Annotated in this window: 17 protein-coding genes and 3 tRNA genes; 4 read left to right on the top strand and 16 right to left on the bottom strand. The window is 66.7% G+C overall.

What is annotated here, in order from left to right:
* Positions 1-66 precede the first annotated feature (66 nt).
* Positions 67-2154, top strand: coding sequence for an ATP-dependent DNA helicase RecG (gene recG, locus ACIQC9_RS04750; RefSeq protein ID WP_400612933.1), 2088 nt, complete (start codon positions 67-69; stop codon positions 2152-2154).
* Positions 2155-2181: 27 nt separating this feature from the next.
* On the opposite strand, the gene ACIQC9_RS04745 is transcribed toward recG, so the two are convergent.
* The 4 genes from ACIQC9_RS04745 to kdsA form a co-directional block, all read right to left on the bottom strand.
* On the bottom strand, positions 2182-3300 hold the full coding sequence (locus ACIQC9_RS04745; protein ID WP_400612931.1) for a DUF3089 domain-containing protein: 1119 nt from the start codon (positions 3298-3300) through the stop codon (positions 2182-2184).
* A complete protein-coding gene (gene rfaD, locus ACIQC9_RS04740; RefSeq protein ID WP_400612929.1) occupies positions 3297-4298 on the bottom strand; it encodes an ADP-glyceromanno-heptose 6-epimerase in 1002 nt (333 codons plus the stop codon). The genes ACIQC9_RS04745 and rfaD overlap by 4 nt, the downstream gene beginning before the upstream one ends.
* Positions 4298-5749 carry a D-glycero-beta-D-manno-heptose 1-phosphate adenylyltransferase gene (rfaE2, locus tag ACIQC9_RS04735; RefSeq protein WP_400612927.1) on the bottom strand — a complete coding sequence of 484 codons (1452 nt, stop codon included), beginning with the start codon at positions 5747-5749 and terminating at the stop codon, positions 4298-4300. Before rfaE2 ends, rfaD begins: the two co-directional genes overlap by 1 nt.
* 175 nt (positions 5750-5924) lie before the next feature.
* Entirely contained in the window at positions 5925-6806 is an 882-nt protein-coding gene (kdsA, locus tag ACIQC9_RS04730) for a 3-deoxy-8-phosphooctulonate synthase (protein WP_400612925.1), read from the bottom strand.
* Between the two features lie 227 nt (positions 6807-7033).
* Between kdsA and ACIQC9_RS04725 the strand changes: the two genes are divergently transcribed.
* Positions 7034-8254 (top strand): class I SAM-dependent methyltransferase, encoded by a 1221-nt coding sequence (locus ACIQC9_RS04725; protein ID WP_400612922.1) that lies wholly within the window; start codon positions 7034-7036, stop codon positions 8252-8254.
* An 18-nt stretch (positions 8255-8272) separates the two neighbouring features.
* Complete coding sequence (sseA, locus tag ACIQC9_RS04720) at positions 8273-9103, top strand: 3-mercaptopyruvate sulfurtransferase (protein WP_400612920.1); 831 nt, start codon at positions 8273-8275, stop codon at positions 9101-9103.
* Here the strand turns inward: sseA and ACIQC9_RS04715 are convergent.
* Both ACIQC9_RS04715 and ACIQC9_RS04710 read right to left on the bottom strand, forming a co-directional pair.
* Positions 9100-10422, bottom strand: coding sequence for a dicarboxylate/amino acid:cation symporter (locus ACIQC9_RS04715; RefSeq protein WP_400612918.1), 1323 nt, complete (start codon positions 10420-10422; stop codon positions 9100-9102). The genes sseA and ACIQC9_RS04715 overlap by 4 nt on opposite strands.
* Positions 10423-10444: 22 nt before the next feature.
* Entirely contained in the window at positions 10445-11548 is a 1104-nt protein-coding gene (locus ACIQC9_RS04710; RefSeq protein WP_400612916.1) for an amino acid ABC transporter substrate-binding protein, read from the bottom strand.
* A gap of 80 nt (positions 11549-11628) precedes the next feature.
* Here ACIQC9_RS04710 and metC point away from each other — a divergent pair, with 80 nt between their 5' ends.
* Positions 11629-12801, top strand: coding sequence for a cystathionine beta-lyase (gene metC / locus ACIQC9_RS04705; RefSeq protein WP_400612914.1), 1173 nt, complete (start codon positions 11629-11631; stop codon positions 12799-12801).
* On the opposite strand, the gene ACIQC9_RS04700 is transcribed toward metC, so the two are convergent.
* The 10 genes from ACIQC9_RS04700 to glpX all read right to left on the bottom strand — a co-directional run bounded on the left by ACIQC9_RS04700 (position 12794) and on the right by glpX (position 19484).
* Positions 12794-13237, bottom strand: coding sequence for a hypothetical protein (locus tag ACIQC9_RS04700; RefSeq protein ID WP_400612912.1), 444 nt, complete (start codon positions 13235-13237; stop codon positions 12794-12796). The two genes, metC and ACIQC9_RS04700, sit on opposite strands and share 8 nt — an antisense overlap.
* 50 nt (positions 13238-13287) lie before the next feature.
* Positions 13288-13364, bottom strand: a tRNA-Arg gene (locus ACIQC9_RS04695).
* Positions 13365-13424: 60 nt separating this feature from the next.
* The gene (locus ACIQC9_RS04690) at positions 13425-13733 is read right to left on the bottom strand and encodes an ETC complex I subunit (RefSeq protein ID WP_400612910.1); all 309 of its coding nucleotides are present in this window, start codon (positions 13731-13733) and stop codon (positions 13425-13427) included.
* Positions 13734-13815: 82 nt separating this feature from the next.
* Positions 13816-13892, bottom strand: a tRNA-Pro gene (locus ACIQC9_RS04685).
* A gap of 56 nt (positions 13893-13948) precedes the next feature.
* Positions 13949-14428, bottom strand: a complete 480-nt coding sequence (locus ACIQC9_RS04680; RefSeq protein ID WP_400612909.1) for a DUF192 domain-containing protein — start codon at positions 14426-14428, stop codon at positions 13949-13951.
* Positions 14429-14448: 20 nt separating this feature from the next.
* Positions 14449-15003 carry a cold-shock protein gene (locus ACIQC9_RS04675; protein ID WP_400612906.1) on the bottom strand — a complete coding sequence of 185 codons (555 nt, stop codon included), beginning with the start codon at positions 15001-15003 and terminating at the stop codon, positions 14449-14451.
* A gap of 417 nt (positions 15004-15420) precedes the next feature.
* Positions 15421-16359 (bottom strand): toll/interleukin-1 receptor domain-containing protein, encoded by a 939-nt coding sequence (locus ACIQC9_RS04670; protein WP_400612904.1) that lies wholly within the window; start codon positions 16357-16359, stop codon positions 15421-15423.
* Positions 16360-16580: 221 nt separating this feature from the next.
* Positions 16581-16655, bottom strand: a tRNA-Glu gene (locus ACIQC9_RS04665).
* Between the two features lie 70 nt (positions 16656-16725).
* Positions 16726-18528, bottom strand: coding sequence for a single-stranded-DNA-specific exonuclease RecJ (gene recJ, locus ACIQC9_RS04660; protein WP_400612901.1), 1803 nt, complete (start codon positions 18526-18528; stop codon positions 16726-16728).
* Positions 18528-19484, bottom strand: coding sequence for a class II fructose-bisphosphatase (gene glpX / locus ACIQC9_RS04655; protein ID WP_400612900.1), 957 nt, complete (start codon positions 19482-19484; stop codon positions 18528-18530). The genes recJ and glpX overlap by 1 nt, the downstream gene beginning before the upstream one ends.
* Positions 19485-19539: the final 55 nt, after the last annotated feature.

Raw genomic sequence — 19539 nt, 5'->3', positions numbered from 1 at the left:
GGATCAGTTCAACAGAGCGGTGCAGATAGCGTTCCGTACGGGCTTTCGCCAGCTATGCTGCACATCATGCGGCCCCAGATTCTCTTTCCGCTGTTCGCCGAGGTCTCCACCCTGAAGGGCGTGGGGCCCAAGGTGCTGCCTCTGGTGCAGAAACTGGCGGGTCCGCTTGTGCGGGACGTCCTGTTCATGGGCCCTTCCGGCCTGATCGTCCGCTCACGGATGACCGCGGCGAATGCCGTCGAGGGGCAGGTTGGCCTGTTCGAGGTGGTGATTGATCGCCTGATCGTTCCGGGGAAGCCGGGCGTCCCGATCAAGGTGCGGGCGTCAGACGACACCGGCTTCGTGCACATGATCTGGTTCGGGGGCTCGGCACAGCACATCGACCGTCTGTTGCCCAAGGGCGAGCGCCGGCTGGTTTCGGGCAAGGTGGAGCGGTTCAACAACGAGGTTCAGATTGTCCACCCGGACGTGTTCAGGCTGAGCGAGGCCGGAGAGATCGCCGCCGTCGAGCCGGTTTACCCGGGAACGCAAGGCTTCACCTCGCGCCAGGCCCGTAAACTGGTGCAGACCGCCCTCCCCGCAACGCCCGAGCTTTCGGAGTGGCAGGACCCCGCGTGGATCGCGCGGCAGCGCTGGCCGGGATGGAAGGTCGCGATCGAGAGTTTGCACGCGCCCACCTCGGAGTTCGATGTCTCACCCGATGCACCGGCGCGACAGCGTCTGGCCTATGACGAACTGCTGGCGCACCAGCTCGCGCTCGCCCGCCGCCGCCGAGCCCGCCAGATCACGCCTGCGCCGCGTATTAAGGCCGGTGAAGCCGCCGAACGCCTGCGAGCCGCTCTACCCTTCACGCTGACTTCGGCGCAGGAACAGGCCGTGGCGGAAATCCGCCGCGACCTGACCTCGGGCGAACAGATGGGCCGTCTGCTTCAGGGCGACGTCGGCTCGGGCAAGACGGCGGTGGCCGCCATGGCCCTCGCGGACGCGGCGTCGGCCGGCTTTCAGTCCGCCCTGATGGCCCCGACGGAAATTCTGGCCCGCCAGCACTATCAAAGACTGGCTCCGCTGCTCCAGAGCGCCGGCGTGACGACGGTGCTGCTGACCGGTCGCGACACGCTCGCCGAGCGTCGACCGCGCCTCGCGGCCCTCGCGTCCGGGGAAGCGCAGGTGGCGATCGGGACCCACGCGCTGTTTCAGGATGCGGTGCGTTTCGACCGTCTCGCCCTGGCCGTCATCGACGAGCAGCACCGCTTTGGCGTCAATGAGCGCCAGAGACTGCAGGCGAAGGGAGATCCCCGGACCGGCGGCGTGCATCTGTTGACCATGTCGGCGACGCCGATCCCCCGCACACTGGAGCTGACCCAGTACGGTGAGCTCGAAGTCTCACGCCTCACTGAAAAGCCTCCCGGACGCACGCCGGTCACGACGGCGGTCTTGCCCCAGGCTCGTATCGGCGAGGTGGCGAAGCGGCTGAAGGCGGCGCTGGACGCCGGCGCCCAGGCCTACTGGATCTGCCCTCTGGTCGCCGAGAGCGAGGCCACCGACCTCGCCGCCGCCGAGGCGCGAGCTGCCGACCTGCGTCGCCTGCTCAACATCGAGGTCGGGCTGGCGCACGGCCAGATGCCGGGCGCCGAGCGGGAGGCCGTGATGGCCGACTTCGCCGATGGCCGCACGCCGCTGCTGGTCGCCACGACGGTGGTGGAGGTCGGTGTCGATGTGCCCAACGCTTCCATCATGGTCATCGAACATGCGGATCGTTTCGGCCTCGCCCAGTTGCACCAGCTGCGCGGACGGGTCGGACGCGGAGCCAAGGCGAGCACCTGTCTGCTGCTCTACGGCGGCGGGGATGACGGGCTGGGCGAGACGGCGAAGACCCGGCTGGAAACCCTGCGTCGCACTGAGGACGGGTTCGAGATCGCGGAAGAGGATTTCCGCCTGCGCGGCGGCGGAGATCCCTTGGGGCTGAAGCAGAGCGGCTTCCCGGCGTACCGCTTCGCCGATCCGATCCGGCACAGGGCGCTGCTGCTCGCCGCCGCCGATGACGCCAGACTGGTGCTGGGCCGTGATCCGGATCTGACCTCTCCCCGCGGGGAGGCTGTGCGGACGCTCGAAGCCCTGTTCGACTGGCGGACGGACCGTACCGGCGTCGACTAGTGCCAGTGATCAGGTCGCCGGTCGAGGTTAGTCATCAGCCCTGGGTCGATCAGCAGGTGCGGCAGTCCCGATCCGTCTGACCACATCAGCTTCAAGATCGCCGTAGAAGAGGTTGTACGGACGAACCTTTCTCTGGTCCGCCCAGCTGCCGGCCTCCCGTAACGATTCCTGCGAGGGGCGCTCGTAGCGCAGCACGCCAGAGCGGCAGGCTGTATCGACGGTGCGCGCCATCAGCGCGGGTCGCGCCCCCCATTCGAGGCCGGTTGCGTTGGTGGCGCCGATCATGCGGCGCGCGGGCGCGGTCGGTTGGTCGACCGAACCGGTCACGGGGTTGACGCAAGCCACCGACCGACCTTCGAGGCCGACAAGGCGGCCGCGCGCATCCCAGGTCAGGGCTCGCCGGAGGCGTCTCGCCACGCCCATCTCGTCCGCCTCGGCGAAGGGCGCGTACGCGACCACGCAGTTTGTAAGAACTTCCGAGCTGCATAGCCGCAAGCCCCGAGCGGGCTCTTCCGCCGGCGTGACCACGTCGATCAGGTACACAGCGGCGATCCGTGACCGGATGGTCCGATCGGGGGCGACGCGGTCGCGCAGCAGTCGATCCATCAACTCTCCGCCCTGTTCCACGCCGACGAGCACCAAGGGCCCTTGCGGATGACGAGCCAGCCAGCTTTCGAACGCGGTGGCAACGTCCCGATAGGCGAAGGCCCGAGCCTCGCGGGCGTCCTCGCGAAGCGACAGCCGGGTGTACAGGCTGGCCTGACGGTAGAGGGGGGCGCTGACAGGTCCCGCCTTGGCGAACGGCGCGGCGTAGTTGGGCAGCACGACCCGCTCGAGGAAGCGACGGGCGGGTGCGTCGTCGATCGGCCCGTTCCAGTGACGGCCGCCGTCGTAGGTCGTGGGGGCGAGGAAGAAGACCGGGGCGGTCCCCCCTCCGGGAATGCGCGCGTCCTGTAGCGCCCAACTGCTCGCGCGCGAATAATCCGGAGCCGGCGGCGGCGTGTAGGTCTGGAACGGCACCTGGGGATCCAGACCCGCCCGCAGGATGTCGCCCCGCCAGACCCAGACCGCCAGGGTCAGCAGCCCGATCAACGCGAGGCCGGTCCAGCCAACCCACTGTCGGAAGGTCAGCGGGGGTCTTTTCACCGGTAGGGGTCTCCGGTCGAAAGGAAGTTCTGCACGTAGCGGCGCACGCCCTCCTCGAGCGGCGTCGACTGCCCGCTGAAGCCGGCCGCGCGCACCCGGTCCATGCGGGCCTCGGTGAAGTACTGATATTTGTCCCTGATCGACTCCGGGGTGTCGACATAGGCGATCTGCGGCTCCCGCCCGGCCGCCGCGAAGGTCGCGAGCGCGAGGTCGAGGAATGACCGCGCCTGTCCCGAGCCCGCATTGAAGACCCCGGACACGCCCGGCGTGTCGAGGAGCCATGCGACCAGATCGACTATATCGTCGACAAAGACGAAGTCGCGGAGCTGGCCGCCGTCCGCGTAGTCCGGATTGTGGGACCGGAACAGGGTCACGGGTTCGCCGGCGGCGACCTTTGGCCAGATCTGGGCGACGACCGACTTCATCCCGCCCTTGTGGTACTCGTTCGGGCCGTAGACGTTGAAGAACTTGAGCCCCGCCCACTGGCCGGGCGACTGTCCCCTGTCCGACTGGCGCGCTGCATACTGGTCGAAAAGCATTTTCGAATAGCCGTAGGCGTTTAGCGGCCTCAACGACGCCAGCGCCTCAAGGCTGTCGTCGTCCTCGAACCCTTGGTCGCCATCGCCGTAGGTGGCGGCCGACGAGGCGTAGATCAGTCTGGCGTCGCGAAGGGCGCACCAGTCCCAGAGGTCGCGGGACAGGGTGAAGTTGGTGCGCATGATCAGGTCGGCGTCGACCTCGGTCGTCGAGGAGATGGCGCCCATGTGGATCACGGCCTCGACGGCTTCGGCGTGGCGTTCCAGCTGGTGGAACAACTCCTCGGGCTGCCAGAAGTCGACGATCGGGTGTTTGGCCAGGTTCTTCCACTTGCCCAGCTCCGCGGCTTCCATCCGGTCGCAGACCACGATGTCGTACCTGTCCTCGCCGCACAGGCGCGCGACGATGTTGGAGCCGATGAAGCCGGCGCCGCCGGTGACCACGATCATGCGGCGCGCCATCAGTCGGTCCTCATCTTCTCGATCGTGCGGGTCGTGGAGTAGCCGTCCTCGAAAGTCGCAAGCCTGACCTCGCCGCCCCAGCTTTCGACCAGATCGCCGCCGACCACGCCCTCGCGGGTGTAGTCGGCGCCCTTGATCAGGACATCAGGACGTAACCGCTCGATCAGGGCCAGAGGGGTGTCCTCGTCGAAGCTGGTGACCCGATCCACCGACTGAAGGCCGCCGATGACGACGGCGCGGCTGTCCAGATCATTGATGGGCCGGCCCTCCCCCTTGAGCTTGCTCACCGAGGCGTCGGTGTTGAGCGCCACCACAAGCCGGTCGCACCAGCTGCGCGCCTGCGCCAGATAGGCGACATGGCCGCGGTGCAGGATGTCGAAACAGCCATTGGTGAAGCCGACCTTCAGCCCTTGCCGCTTCCAGCCCTCGACGACGTGGGCCAACTCGTCCAGCGGCATGACCTTGGCATGGGCGCCGGAGGCATGCTGGCTCATCTCGGCGTCGATCAGTTCCGCCGGCGTGACGACAGCGGTGCCCGCTTTTCCAACGACCACGCCGGAAGCCAGAATGGCGAACTCGACGGCGGTCTCCAGCGAGGCCCCGGAGCCCAGCGAAAGGCCCAGCGCCGCAAGACCGGTGTCGCCGGCCCCGGATACGTCGAAGACCTCGCGGGCCCGGCCGGGAAAATGTTTCGCCGTGTCGTCGCGGCGCATCAGGCTCATGCCCTTGCCTGCGCGGGTGACAACGATGGCCTTCGCGGTTGTGGCGTCCAGCAGGGCCTTCAGGGCCGCCTCGACCTCGGCGTCCGTATCGACCGGCAGGCCGGTTGCGCCGGCCAGTTCGCTGGCGTTGGGCTTGATCAGGTCGACGGCGCCGTAGCGCGCGAAATCGCGCCCCTTGGGGTCGACGATCACCGGGGCTCCGCTGATCCGGGCGGCCGACAGGGCCTGAGCGATCACCCCATCGCTGATCACGCCCTTGGCGTAATCAGACAGAAGGTAGACCGACGCGTTTGTAAACGCTGCGCTTTCGGTCGCCACAAGCGGGGCGACCTCTTCGTCCAGACGAAGCAACTGCTGGCCTGCCGCCACGAAGCGCGTCTTGACGATGGTGTCGGCGCCGGCGCGACGTTCGACGGCATCCTCAACGCCCTCGGTCCCTGCAATCAGTCCGGCCAGTTCGTCCCCGGCCGCGTCCTGTCCCGACACCGCGCCGAGACGCGCGACGCCGCCGAGGGCCGCGATGTTGCGGGCCACGTTGCCGACGCCCCCCGGCATGGCGGTGGTGCGGCGAGTCTTCAGGACCGGAATAGGGGCCTCCGGAGAAATGCGGCTGACCTCGCCATAGACATACCGGTCGAGCATCAAATCGCCGACGCAGGCGACCTTGAGCCCACGCACCCGCTCCAGCAGGGCCTGCAGTTCGCCGAGGTCGAGGGAGCGGTCAGCCATGACCTTGAGCTAAAGCCCGAATGACCGAGACACAACCGGTCGCTGCCCCGACAAAAACACCGTCCGAAGCGTCCGATGCGTCCGGATAGTCCGGAAGGGGTTGCCGGGGAGACGAAGGCATGGATCGTAGACTAGCTCCGAACCCCGTCAGAAACGGTCGCACCCGCCAAGTTCGTCAGGCCGCCTTCGCCATTCGGGCCTTTGACAGGTCGTCATAGGCGATCAGGTCGGCAGCCAGACCCTCGAACTCTTTCAGCGGCACCATGTTGGGGCCGTCCGAGGGGGCGTGGTCGGGGTCCTGATGAGTTTCCATGAAGACGGCGTCGACCCCCACGGCCACGGCCGCGCGCGCCAGAACCGGCACGAACTCTCGCTGACCGCCTGAGGAAGTCCCCTGCCCGCCCGGCTGCTGGACGCTGTGGGTTGCGTCGAAGACGACTGGACAGCCGATCTCGCGCAGCACCGGCAGGGCGCGCATGTCACTGACCAGCGTGTTGTAGCCGAAGCTGGCGCCGCGTTCGCAGGCCATGACGTTGGAGTTGCCCGCACCCGTGACCTTGGCGATCACGTTCTTCATGTCCCACGGGGCGAGGAACTGGCCCTTCTTGATGTTGATCACCTTCCCGGTCGCGGCGGCGGCCAGCAGCAGATCGGTCTGGCGGGACAGGAAGGCCGGAATCTGGAGCACGTCCACGACCTCGGCGGCGATGCGGCAGTGCTCCTCGGTGTGCACGTCGGTCAGGACCGGCAGACCCACGCTCTCGCGGATTTCGGCGAAGATCGGCAGCGAGCCTTCGAGGCCGAATCCACGGGCGGCGGTTGCCGAGGTGCGGTTCGCCTTGTCGAAGCTGGTCTTGTAGATGATCCCGACGTTCAGCCGCTCGCCGATTTCCTTCAGGGCATGCGCCATCTCCAGCGCGTGCTCGCGGCTTTCAAGCTGGCAAGGGCCGGCGATGAAGACGATTCGCTGGCCGCCGCCGATGCTGACGGGACGGTTGACGCCCTTGATATCGATGACGGCGTTAGGCTTGGACACGGCGTGGTTCCCGATTGGCATTGGTCGGCGCGGCCTTGCCGCATCTCTGGGGCGATCAGGTGGCGTCGATGGACCTTCGGCGCAAGCTAACACGTCCGCGCGAGACAAGGCCATGCGCACATCCGGGCGAGGAGCTGGGCCGTAGCTGGGTATCCGATATCCAGCGAGACGGCGCGTATGGCTGAGCCCACCTTCCGAAAAGACCCGGCATTGACGCCGTCGCCTCGCTCACCCAACTCTGTTTTGCCATGACGTCCGTGACCGCAGAGACGCGAGAAACGACGGCCCGCACGCCGCGCGGGTTCGCGCTGCTGCTCAGGCTGCTGGCGCGCAACTGGACCTACGGTCGGCTGACCGTTCTGCTGCCAAATGGCGAGACCCACCTGCTGGAGGGACCCGAGCCGGGACTGGCCGCCACACTGGACGTAAAGGATTACGGCTTTGCCCGACGAGTTCTGGCCGCCGGGGATATCGGATTCGCCGAGGGCTATATGGCCGGCGAGTGGGACACGCCCCAGCTGGCGACCCTGCTGGAGACGCTGGCCCGCAACTACGATCACATCCGCCGGCTGTTCGACGGCAATCCGGTCATGGGCGTGCTGAACTGGTTCTCGCACAAGCGGAGACGCAACAGCCGCACGGGCTCGAAAAAGAACATCCACGCCCACTACGATCTGGGCAATGCCTTCTATGCCGCGTGGCTGGACCCGACGATGACCTATTCATCGGCGCGGTTCACCCGGTCCGGGATGGCGCTGGACGCCGCCCAGCGCGAGAAATATGCGTCTCTGGCCCGCATCATGGATCTGCAGCCCGGCCAGTCGGTGCTTGAGATCGGGTGCGGCTGGGGCGGGTTCGCCGAGTTCGCGGCCAAGGAGTTCGGGGCGCGCGTCACAGGCGTCACCATCTCGCAGGAGCAGTACGACTTCGCTCGAGAGCGGCTGTTCAACGCGGGTCTGAGCGAGCGGACCGACATCCAGCTGACTGACTATCGCGACGTCCAGGGCCGGTTCGACCGGGTCGCCTCGATCGAGATGTTCGAGGCCGTGGGACAGGAGTACTGGCCAGCCTATTTCGACAAGATCCACGACGTACTGGAGCCCGGCGGCCGCGCCGGCCTGCAGATCATCACCATCGATGATCCGCTGTTCGAGGAATACAATCGCCGTACGGACTTCATCCAGAAATACGTCTTCCCCGGCGGCATGCTGCCGTCCGAGGAGCGGCTGCGGCCCGTTGTGACGCGCTCCGGTCTGGGCTGGGAAACGGTCGAGAGGTTCGGGCAGGACTACGCCGATACGCTCAAGCTCTGGGACGAGCGGTTTCAGGGGGCTTGGGACGACATCCGCCGGATGGGGGGGTTCGACGAGCGGTTCAGGCGGCTGTGGCGGTTCTATCTGGCCTATTGCGAGGCCGGCTTCCGGTCTGCGCGCACGAACGTGATCCAGCTGGGGCTGTCGCGGACCTGAGGCGTGCTATCCAGCGGCATGACCTCGCCGCTGATCACGACCCGCGAACTGGCTGACTCGCTCGACGACCCGGGTCTGCGGATCGTTGACGCCAGCTGGCATCTGGACGGGCGGGACGGGTACGCGGACTTTGTGGAAACCCGCATTCCCGGCGCTGTCTTCTTCGATCTGGAGGCATCGTCAGACCCCGACGACGCCCTGCCCCACATGTTGCCGTCTCCGCTCAGATTCGCGAACCGGATGGGCGGGCTTGGGCTGTCGCGGGGCGACCGCATCGTCGTTTATGACACCTCGGGCATTCGCGCCGCGCCGCGAGCGTGGTGGATGCTGAAGGCCATGGGCGCGGCGGATGTCCGGGTGCTGGACGGCGGGCTGCCGAAATGGATCGCCGAGGGGCGACGTGTCGAGCACGGGCCGCCGGTCCGGTTGGAGCCGACCGTCTTCAATGCGCGGCTCGACGGCGACGCGGTGATCTCGCTGGATCAGATGAAGGCGCTGGTGGAGACCGGCGGTCAGGTGCTGGACGCGCGCTCTGCAGCCCGGTTTCAGGGTCAGGCGCCCGAGCCTCGTGCAGGGCTGCGGAGCGGGCATATGCCGGGCGCGCTGAACCTGCCGTTCGACCGGATCGTGAGCCCGGACGGGACACTGGCTTCTGAAGACGAGCTCCGCGCAGCCTTCGAGACTGCGGGGATTGATCTGACCCGGCCGGTGACGACCACCTGCGGCTCCGGCGTCACCGCCGCGATCCTCTCGCTGGGGCTGGCCGTGCTGGGCCTCAGCTCCCGCCTGTACGACGGGAGCTGGTCCGAGTGGGGCGGCCGCAGCGATACGCCAGTCGAGACCGGCTAGGTCGCCGGCGCGGTCGGCTCCTCAAGACCGGCCGGAACGTCCGCGTCAGTCTCGCCGCGCGAGACCACGGTGGCCAGCACGAGGTCGCCCGTGACGTTCAGCGTGGTCCGGCACATGTCGAGGAAGCGGTCGACGCCGAGGATCAGGCCGATGCCTTCGGCAGGCACGCCGACCATGACGAGAATCATCGCAACGACCGGCAGCGATCCGGCCGGCACGCCCGCGGTGCCGATCCCGCCGAGGATGCAGACCAGCATCACGACGACCTGCTGGGTGATCGATAGCTCGATCTGGAAGAACTGGGCGAGGAACAGGACTGTCACCCCCTCGAACAGGGCCGTGCCGTTCTGGTTGGCGGTGGCCCCGACGGTGAGGACGAAGCGGGCGATCTTGCGGGGCAGGCCCAGCTGATCGTCCGCCGCCTTGAGCGACACCGGCAGGGCCGCGTTGGACGAGGCGGTCGAGAAGGCCACGACCATCGGCTCGCGCACGCCGCGGAAGAACTTCAGCGGCGACATGCCGCCCAGACCCCAGACGACAAGCGGATAGACGACGAACATGTGGATCGCCATCGCGCCCACGGCCACGCCGACAAAGGCCGCCAGCCGCACCAGCAGGTCCCAGCCGAACAGGGCGGCGAGGTTGAACATCAAGCAGGCGATCGCATAGGGCGCCAGCTTGATGACCATGTTGATCAGCTTCATCGTCACCTCGAGGATGCCCTCGATGACGGTCTGGAGGCGATCGGTGGCCGGCGACTTCGCCATGACCAGCCCGATGCCGAAGAACAGGGCGAAGATCATCACCGGCAGGATCTGGTTGTCGGCGGCGGCGGTGAAGACGTTGGACGGGATCAGGTCGAGGAAGAACTGACCCATCTGGATGCTCTCGGGCGCCTTCTCGACGATGGCGGCGGCCCCTTCCCGGCCCTGCGCCAGCAGGCTCTGGGCCAGCGCCGGATCGACGCCGTCGCCCGGCCGGAACAGGTTGACCATGCCCAGGCCGATCAGGACGGCGATGCCGGACACGACGATGGTCAGGACCAGAGTCTTGATGCCGGCCCGGCCCAGTGACTTCAGGTCGCCCATCTCCGCCACGCCGACGACGAGGGCCGAGAACAGCAGCGGGATCACCAGCATGAACAGCAGGCGCAGGAAGATCTGGCCGGCCGGGCCGGTGATGTTGCTGGTCAGCCAGACCAGCCAGGGCGCATCGGCGCCGACGGTCATGTTGACCAGAAGGCCGCCCCCGAGGCCGACCACAAAGCCGATCAGCATCAGCCAGTGAAGGGCCAGTCCGCCCCGCTTCGTCGCTTCCATATGTCCCCCGGCCTTTGCGGCCTTATCGAATGGGCAGGGCGTAGATCAGGCCGCCCGGCTGAGCATTCCATTGTGCGTTAAGGCCACGGGTCAGGTCGAGGCCTGAATCCGCGCCTACGTTTCGGGCGAAGATCTCGCCGTAGTTTCCCTCGGCCTGGATGGCGTTCCTCGCCCAGGTCTTCGACAGGCCGAGCATGGGGCCGAGTTCGCCCTCCTCGCCCAGCAGGCGCCGGACGCGCGGGTCGGTCGAATCCTCAGCCATCTGTCCGACGTTCTCGCGCGTTACGCCCAGCTCCTCGGCGAGGATGACGGCGTTCAAGGTCCAGCGAACGATGGAGGTCCACGCCTCGTCGCCGCGCTTGACCACGGGACCGAGCGGCTCCTTTGAGATCACGTCCGGCAGGATCACGTGCTGGTCCGGGTTCGGCAGCAGGGTCCGCGCAGAGGCCAGAGCCGACACATCGGCGCTGAAGGCGTCGCAGTCTTCCCGGGCATAGGCCTCGCGCGCCGCTTCCTCATTGGCGGAGACGACGGGCTGGTACTCGATGCCCCGCGCCCTGAACCAGTCGGCGACGTTGAGCTCAGAGGTTGAGGCCCGCTGCACGCAGATACGCGCGCCGTTCAGCTCGGTCGCGCTGGCGAGGTCCAGCGCCTTGCGCACGAGGAAGCCCTGACCGTCGTAGTAGTTGACGCCGGCGAAGCGGACGCCCTCCTGCGCCTCGCGCGACAGGGTCCATGAGGTCGTACGCCACAGCACGTCAACACGGCCGCTGCGCAGGGCCTCGAATCTCTGACTGGTGGTCAGCGGCACGAAGCGGACCGCGTCCGCGTTTCCCAACACCGACGCCGCGAGCGCGCGACAGAAATCGACGTCGAAGCCCCGCCATGCGCCCCGGTTGTCGGTGTAGGCGAAGCCGATCAGCCCCTCATGGACACCGCAATTCAGGCGGCCCCGCTGGCGAATCGCACGGAGCGTCGGGCTGGCGAAGGCGGGCGCTTCGGTCACGGTCTCCGGCGCGGCGGTCTCGCCGTCGCCGCCATCACGACCCCGGTCGCCGCAGGCCGCGACCATCGTTGCGGCCGCCAGCATGATGCCGGCCCATACTCTCGCTCGCGTCACCCGCATCGGCCCTCGCCTGCCAGACCCACTTGCGCCCCCGGCGCTTTAGAGGCCTTTGGGCGGAGAACCGCAACCCTTCGGCCGCCATGTCCAAGCCTTCCGACCGCACGCGCCTGATCGCCTCCGCCACCCGCCGCGGCCGGGGGCGACGACCTGTCAATCCCCCGATCGAGCGCGGGTCCACCTTGCTGAACGACGCCCCGGCCGACATGCGCGATGAGTCGCTGGGGCCCGTCTACGGCATCGAGGATCTGTCGGCCGCCCGCGAGCTGCGAGCTACGCTGGCGGAGATGGAGGGGGCGACGGACGCGTGGCTGGTCCCTTCCGGTCTTGCGGCCGTCACCGTGCCCCTGACCGCGCTGTTGCGGCCGGGCGACGAGGTGCTGACGACCGACGCCGTCTATGGGCCGACCCGCCGCTTCCTGAACCGGCATCTGAAGGCGAGAGGCGTTTCGACGGCCTTTCACGCGCCGGGCGCCACGGTCGCCGACATCGTTGCGGGGATCACTGAGCGAACCCGCCTCGTTCTGATCGAATCGCCGGGCTCCCTGACCTTCGACATGGCGGACGTCCCTGCCCTCGCGGCGGCGTGTCGGGAGCGCGGCGTCCTGACGGTCATGGACAACACCTGGGCCGCGGGACTGGCGTTTAAGCCATTGGCCCACGGCGTGGACGTGAGCATGCAGGCGTTGACGAAATACGTCGGCGGCCACTCCGACCTGCTGATGGGCTCTATCGCCGTCGCCGACGCGCGGGTCGGGCGACAGATCGCCGAAACGATCGAGGATCTGGGCTGGAGGGTCTCGGCCGACGACGCGTGGCTGGCGCTGCGCGGCCTGCGCACTTTGCCGCTCCGGATGGAGGCGCAGGCGAAGTCCGCCCTGCAGGTGGCGCAGTGGCTGCAGGCCCGACCGGAGGTGGCTCAGGTTCTCTATCCTCCGTTTCCCGGCGACGCAGGCCATGCGCTGTGGCGCCGGGACTACTCCGGCGCGGCCTCCATTCTGGGACTGGTCATGCGGGGCGGACATGAAGCCGCGGCCCATGCCATGCTCAACGCGGTCGACCTCTTCGGGCTCGGCTATTCGTGGGGCGGCTATGAGAGCCTGATCACCCACGAAACCGGCCAACTGGCCTTCAGGGCAGGAAAGCCCGCCCTCGCCGGCGAACTGATCCGGCTCCACGTCGGTCTGGAGGATGCGAATGACCTCATTGCCGATCTGGAGCGTGGTCTCACCGCATGGTCGGAGGCTCTCACCTGAGCCGTGCGCGAGCGGTCTTCAGCTTCGCTTTAAGCGCATCCCGGTCCTTGGCGTGAGCCGTTTCCAGACCCGCCGCCTTTGCATCAAGCGCCGCCCGCTCGTCGCTGATCGCCTCGACCTGGGCTGAATAATCCTGATCCAGAGCCTCCAGCGCCTGCTCCAGCGTCTCGACCTGCGCTTTGGCCTTCTGGCTGGCGGCGGAAGGTTTCGAGGCCTTCGTCTTGCGGGTTTCTCCGATATCGACGGCAAGGCCGCGCTCGATCAGTTCGCCGGGCGCCTTCAGCGCCGCCTCGTGATCCGCCCCTGACTCGATCTCGCGGGCCGAACCGTCCTTGAACAGATCCCGCTGTACACCCCACGCAGCCAGCGCCTTCGCCCGCGACGAGGCCGCCACGGTCCATGCATGGAAGCCGTCGGAGTACTGGAAAACCTTCAATCGCGCCGCCATCCGACACCAACGGCCGCCAACAGCAACGGTTCAAGCCGTGGCGCGCCCTGCAGGATTCGAACCTGCGACCGTCCGCTTAGAAGGCGGGTGCTCTATCCAGCTGAGCTAAGGGCGCCCAAAGGGCATCCGCGAAACGCGCCTCAAGTAGCGCGAAGCGCGGTAGGCGCACAAAGACTCAGTGCGTCCAGGGCTGCTTGCGGAAGGTGGCGAAGTTGTCGGCGTAGGCCTTGATGATGACCGGCGGCTCTTGCGGCTCCTGCAGGCGGAAGGCGATGCCGTGGCGCTCCGCATAGGCCACGGCCTCTTCCTTCGAATCGAAGTTCAGCCGCACCTGACCGTTCATGTCCGACGACGACGTCCAGCCCATCAGCGGGTCGATCGTCCGCGCCGAGGCCGGTTCGAACTCCAGCCGCCAGTCTTTCGACTTGGCCTTGCCGGACTGCATGGCGGTCTTGGCGGGGCGGTAGATGCGGGCGATGGCCATGGAAGTCTCTCGGCGGAAGCGCTGTGCTTCCATACAACGCATTCCGGAGCGCTCAAGTCTCGAACACTCGATGCGTATTCTCTGGTCGGGGCGAGAGGATTCGAACCTCCGACCCTCTGCTCCCAAAACAGATGCGCTACCAGGCTGCGCCACACCCCGATCCAGAGGGCGGCCCTATTGCCACGTGGCGGGCCGGCAAGCAACGCGTCTGGCGACTATTCCGCGAAGAAGGGGTGACGAACACGGTCGCCGGGCTTGGCGCCGATCTCGTCGGAGCGACCGGCACGCAGTTCAAGCACCCCGCTGGCAGGGCCGTTGGACGGCAGGACGGTGTCGTTCTCGGGCGCGGCGCGCTTGACGATCGAGACGATCCTGCCGCGCGGATCGATGTAGATGATGTCCAGCGAGCTGGGAGTGTTGTGCATCCAGAAGCCGCGTTCAGCCACATCCGGAAACTGGAACAGCATCCCCCTGTCTTCGGCGAGCGGCGGGCGCTCCATCAGGCCGCGCTGACGCTCCATCTCGTCGTCCGCGATCTCGACCATGAACTTGTGCTCGCCGGTCGACGTCACGACCGTCAGCGATTCTAGGGGTTCGCCGTTCGGGCCGGTCTGGCCTCCCGCTCCGGCGCAGCCGGCCATCAGGAAGCTCGCGGCCACCGCGATCAGTACTGCACGACGAGTCGACATAGGCATCCTCACCCTCGGGGCGAAGATTATCCGCCCGGCCTGATTTCCGCGACCACCAGACCCTTGGGTCCATCGGCGAACCGCACCGACACCGCTTCGCCGGGGACAAGGTCATCCAGACCGCACCGGCGCAACGTTTCGACGTGGACGAAGATATCCCCCGGCGCGCCATCGCGCACCACGAATCCGTAGCCCTTGGTGCGATTGAACCATTTGACCACCGCGACCTCGAGAGGACCGTCGTCGAAGCCGTCAGCGGCGAATGCGGTTCCGCCGCCGTTAACGGCGGGACGTCTGGGCGCCGGCGCAAGGGCGGGCTCGCCTTCGCCGAGATCGTGAACCTGCACAACCTGCCAGCCCTTGGGGCGGCGGACGCAATCACAGGAGATGGAAGCGCCTTCACCGGCGGTGTCGCGGCCCATGTCACGCAGGCTTGAGATGTGCAGGAGCACATCCTTCATATCGGTCATGGTCGGGTCATCGGGCACGATGAAGCCATACCCCTTGCCCGGGTCGAACCATTTTACGTGACCGGCGATCTTCACGATCGCCGGCGCCTCAACGCCCTCGTAGTCCGACACAACCCAGCCCCCAACCCGCGCGTAACCAGCGAGCGAAAGCCATTTAACACGGTTATTCGAAACGAAGAAAAGTTAAAAACGATGATTTCAAGGCGCTAGCGCAATAATTTCGTCCGGGCCGACCCGAAACAGGGTGTCGCGGGGGCAAAAACTTGACGCAGCGTCATACATCAGCGCGCGAATGCTGGCGCGTCATGACCGGTTTGGACCTGATGTTGGGAAAGGCCCCGCGTGGCAGTCCCTAGTCTACCCGGAACCAGGCCCCATAAGGGTTTGGGCCATTTCAGCCCTAGGGTGCCAACCTTGGCACCCCATCACAGAGCGAGATGGCACCCTTTAGTGGCACCCCCTCGCCCGGCAGCCTCCGCCTGACGTAGGAGACCATCGCACGCTAAAAATGTTCTTGGCACCCTGCCGCTATCTCTTTGGGGGGTGCCAACGGATCTGGCTTTGGACACTAGCGGGCAACGATTTCAGGATCGTCGGCAGGATGTCGATATCCGCAACCGTTTCCCATTTCAGGGTTGCCAGCGGCTTGGGCACTTTGGTGTCGTCCCCCCCATGCTGGCTTAAGACGAGGGGAATGATCTTGAACCCTTCAGGTCGGAGAGCCCGTTCATGAGCAGCACGCTCCACCTCGTTGGCGATCACCCCAGCGTCAACATAGTCGCCCGAGATGAAAAATACGGCGGCCGAGCACTCCGAGAAGGCGTCATCCACACCGCGTACGAGAGCATCGCCAACAGGGAGGTCGTACTTGTCGAGCCAAGGGCGAAGTCCGAGGTCGCGTAGAGCGTGCTCGATCTTTTCGACGAGCGCCTTGTTGACCCCCTTGTGGCTCAAGAAAATCCGCGAAGTTTCCACGGCCACTCTCTCCCTTTCCGCCCATTGCCAGATTATCTCAGCCGCACATCGCGTAAGGCGGAGTTGCTCTGCTTTTGTCGCGTCATCGTATCCGGTTGGATAGCGCCCTATCAGTGCTGGACCGGCCGCGAAGTCATGTGCAGCGAAAACCTCAGTTGCAAGGCGCTGACCTGTAATCTCCATGCAATCGCAGCCATCTGCCAAGAAGCTGATGCCGTTCGCGATATGCGGCCCGAAAAAGTCCTTCTGACTTCCCCAAGTCGGCAGGGATGCGGACGAGCCGACAGAGACAAACAGGCCGTAGAGGCTGTGGGCTTCATCGTAGATGTAGAAGAAATCCGACTTGAGAAGGTCCGGTGTGTAGGCCCGCAGTGTTTTCGGCGTGGCTTCAGTGAGGTGCTTCCAGATCAAACCAATGATGTCTGCAGAGGGGAGGAACACCCCCTCGCCTACCGACAGATGATCTCCCCGAACGAAACGCAGGCCGTCCATTGTCACCCCCAGACCGAGCAAGATCACCGATCCCCACCGTACCGGACTAGAGCATCACTGTTGGGCCAGACCATCAGTTTTTCTGAACTCGAGTTTCAGAAGTGGTGCCAATCGACATCCAACTGCGTCGCCAGCAGATGGCTAGAAAAAGCATCGAAATTCGGGGGTTTTTGGCACCCCCTCTGAGATGCCCGTAAGTCTTTGAAAAGACTGGCTCCGCGTGGCAGTCCCTAGGGGAATCGAACCCCTCTTTTCAGGTTGAAAACCTGACGTCCTAACCGATAGACGAAGGGACCGCTGCGCGGGGAGCCGGCGATATAGCCGCCGATTCCGAAGGGTGCAAGCGTCAAAAGCGCAGGAATTGCATCAGGCCATGCGGGGATCGGCGACGTCGTCGACCTCGAACTGCACGCCCCTGCGGCCGTTCCAGTCGTCCGCCTTCAGACGACCGACCACAGACAAGCCGCCCTGCCCCGACAGCAAGGCCTGACCGACCGGCATATCGGCGCAGCGCCAGGCGATCGCCTTCACCGACGCACCGTCGGGGCCGACCAGACGGCACCGCACGTGGCCGCCGTTCATGGCGACGGCGTCACGGATGCTGACGTGAGTCAGCGCGAAGGTGGGCTCAGGGTTGGCGGGACCGAAGGGGGCCAGCTGCTCGAAGGCGTCGAACAGCTCCCGGGTCGCAGCGCGGGGGTCGAGCAGAACATCCACTTCGACGGCGTCAAGTATCTCCGCGGCTGACTGCTCATGGGCCAGCCGGTCGTTCAGAAAGGCCCTGAGGTCGCTGATCCGATCGGTGCGGACCGTCAGCCCCGCCGCCATCGCATGGCCGCCGCCAGCCATCAGGACGCCGTCCTGCCACGCCGTCTGAATGGCGCGACCGAGGTTCATGCCGGGTTGGGACCGACCGGAACCCTTGCCGACGCCGTTCACCGCATCGACGCCGATGACGATCACCGGTTTGCGCCAGCGCTCCCTGAGCCGGCCCGCGACGATGCCCACGACGCCGGGGTGCCAGTCTTCGCCTTCGACGACCACAACGGCGGAACCGTCCTCATGCGCGCCTGTCGCCTCGACACGGCGGATGGCGGCGTCCGTCACCTGCCGCTCAACTTCTCGGCGGGCGAGGTTCAGGGCGTCAAGTTCCTGGGCAAGCACCATCGCTTCACCGTCGTCGTCAGTCGACAGAAGACGCGCGCCGAGGTCCGACTTGCCGATCCGGCCGCCCGCGTTGATGCGCGGCCCGAGGATAAAGCCCGCGTGGTTGACCTTGGCCGGGCCCGGCTCGCTACCTGCAGCGATCAGCAAGGCGCGCAGGCCCGGATTACTCCAGTCCGACATCACCCGGAGCCCGAGGCTGGTCAGGGCGCGATTGAAGCCTGTCAGGCCGGTGACGTCGCAGATCGCGCCCATGGCGGCCAGATCCAGCCAGCGGCGAATGTCGGGCTGCTCGCGGCCGTCAAACAGACCCCTCGCTCGCGCTTCCCGGTTCAGGGCGGCCAGAAGCACGAAGACCACGCCCGCCGCCGCCAGATTACCCTGACCCGAGTTACAGCCCGGCCGGTTCGGGTTGACGACCGCCAGACATTCCGGCGGCTGCTCGCGCATCAGATGGTGGTCAATGACGACGACGTTCAGGCCGATGGACGCGGCATGCGCCACGGCCTCGTTCGCCGCCGCGCCGCAGTCGACCGTAATCACCAGATCCGCGCCGGACGCCTTCAGGGTGTCGAAGGCCTTCGCGCTGGGGCCATAGCCCTCGGTGATCCGGTCTGGGACGTAGATCGGCAGTTCCGCGCCCATGGCCCGGAACCAGCGCACCAGAAGGGCCGCGCTGGAGGCGCCGTCGACGTCGTAATCGGCGAAGACGTGGACCGACCGGCCCGCCTGCACCGCGTCGACGATAGCGGCGGCCGCCGCGTCCATGTCCAGAAAGCTGGAAGGATCGGGAAAAAGGGCCTTCAGGGTAGGCTGCAGGAAGTCCGCCCCCTGCTCTGCCCCAACGCCTCGCGCCGCCAGCGCCCGGGCCAACGGTTCGTCCAGCCCGAGCGTCTGCATGTGGGCGCGGGTCAGGCCCGCGTCCGCAGGCCGTTGCCGCCAGGCCCGGCCCGACAGTGAGCGGGAGACGCCCAGAAACGCAGGCAGGCTCCCGCCGTCAGCCATCAGAGGGGACGGGTCGTGCGGATGCGCTGGACCATCCGGGTCGCGGAATCCATCACCAGCGTATGGGTCGAGACGAAGCCGTCGCGCACCAGTACGCCGTCCAGCATCGCGCCCTTGGTCACGCCTGTGGCGGCGAAGATGGCGTCCTTGGCCACCAGCTCGTGCAGGTCGTACTTGCGATCGAAATCGGTCACGCCGGTGCGGCTGGCGCGGGCGCGCTCGTCGTCGTTGCGGAAGATCAGGCGACCCTGGAAGTGACCGCCGACGCATTTCAGCGCCGAGGCCGCCAGCACGCCCTCAGGCGCCCCGCCCGAGCCGAGGTACATATCGATGCCCGTTTCAGGCTCGGCGGTGTGGATCACGCCGGCCACGTCGCCGTCTGTGATCAGCAGGACCTTGGCGCCGACCTCGCGCAGGGCGGCGATCAGTTCGGCGTGGCGCGGACGGTCCATGACGCAGACGGTGATGTCGCGCGGATCGACGCCCTTGGCCGAGGCCAGCGAGCGGACGTTTTCCTGGGGCTTCATGTCCAGATCGACGGTGCCCGGCGCATAGCCCGGTCCGATGGCGATCTTGTCCATATAGGTATCGGGGGCATGCAGCAGGCCGCCGCCTTCCGACAGGGACAGTACGCACAGGGCGTTGGCCATGGCCTTGGCCGTCAGGGTCGTGCCTTCCAGCGGGTCCAGCGCGATGTCGATCTTCGGCCCTTTGCCCGTGCCGACCTTCTCCCCGATGTAGAGCATCGGCGCCTCGTCGCGCTCGCCCTCGCCGATGACGATCTTCCCGTCGATGTCGAGAGCGTTCAGCGCCGTGCGCATGGCGTCGACGGCCAGCTGGTCTGCGGCCTTCTCGTCACCACGGCCGATCCCGGCATAGCTGGCGATGGCGGCCAGTTCGGTGACCCGGGCGGCGTCGGCCGCGAGCGTGGAAGCGTAGGGGGCCGTCTCGGCCATGGGCGATCTCCTGATGCGATGATCCCCGGATTCTGTCGTCCGGGCGATGAGTTAT

Origin of the sequence: Brevundimonas sp. NPDC092305 (assembly GCF_044755415.1) — a bacterium.
In the GTDB taxonomy this organism is placed as follows: Bacteria; Pseudomonadota; Alphaproteobacteria; order Caulobacterales; family Caulobacteraceae; genus Brevundimonas.
This window is presented reverse-complemented; position numbering and strand designations above follow the sequence as displayed.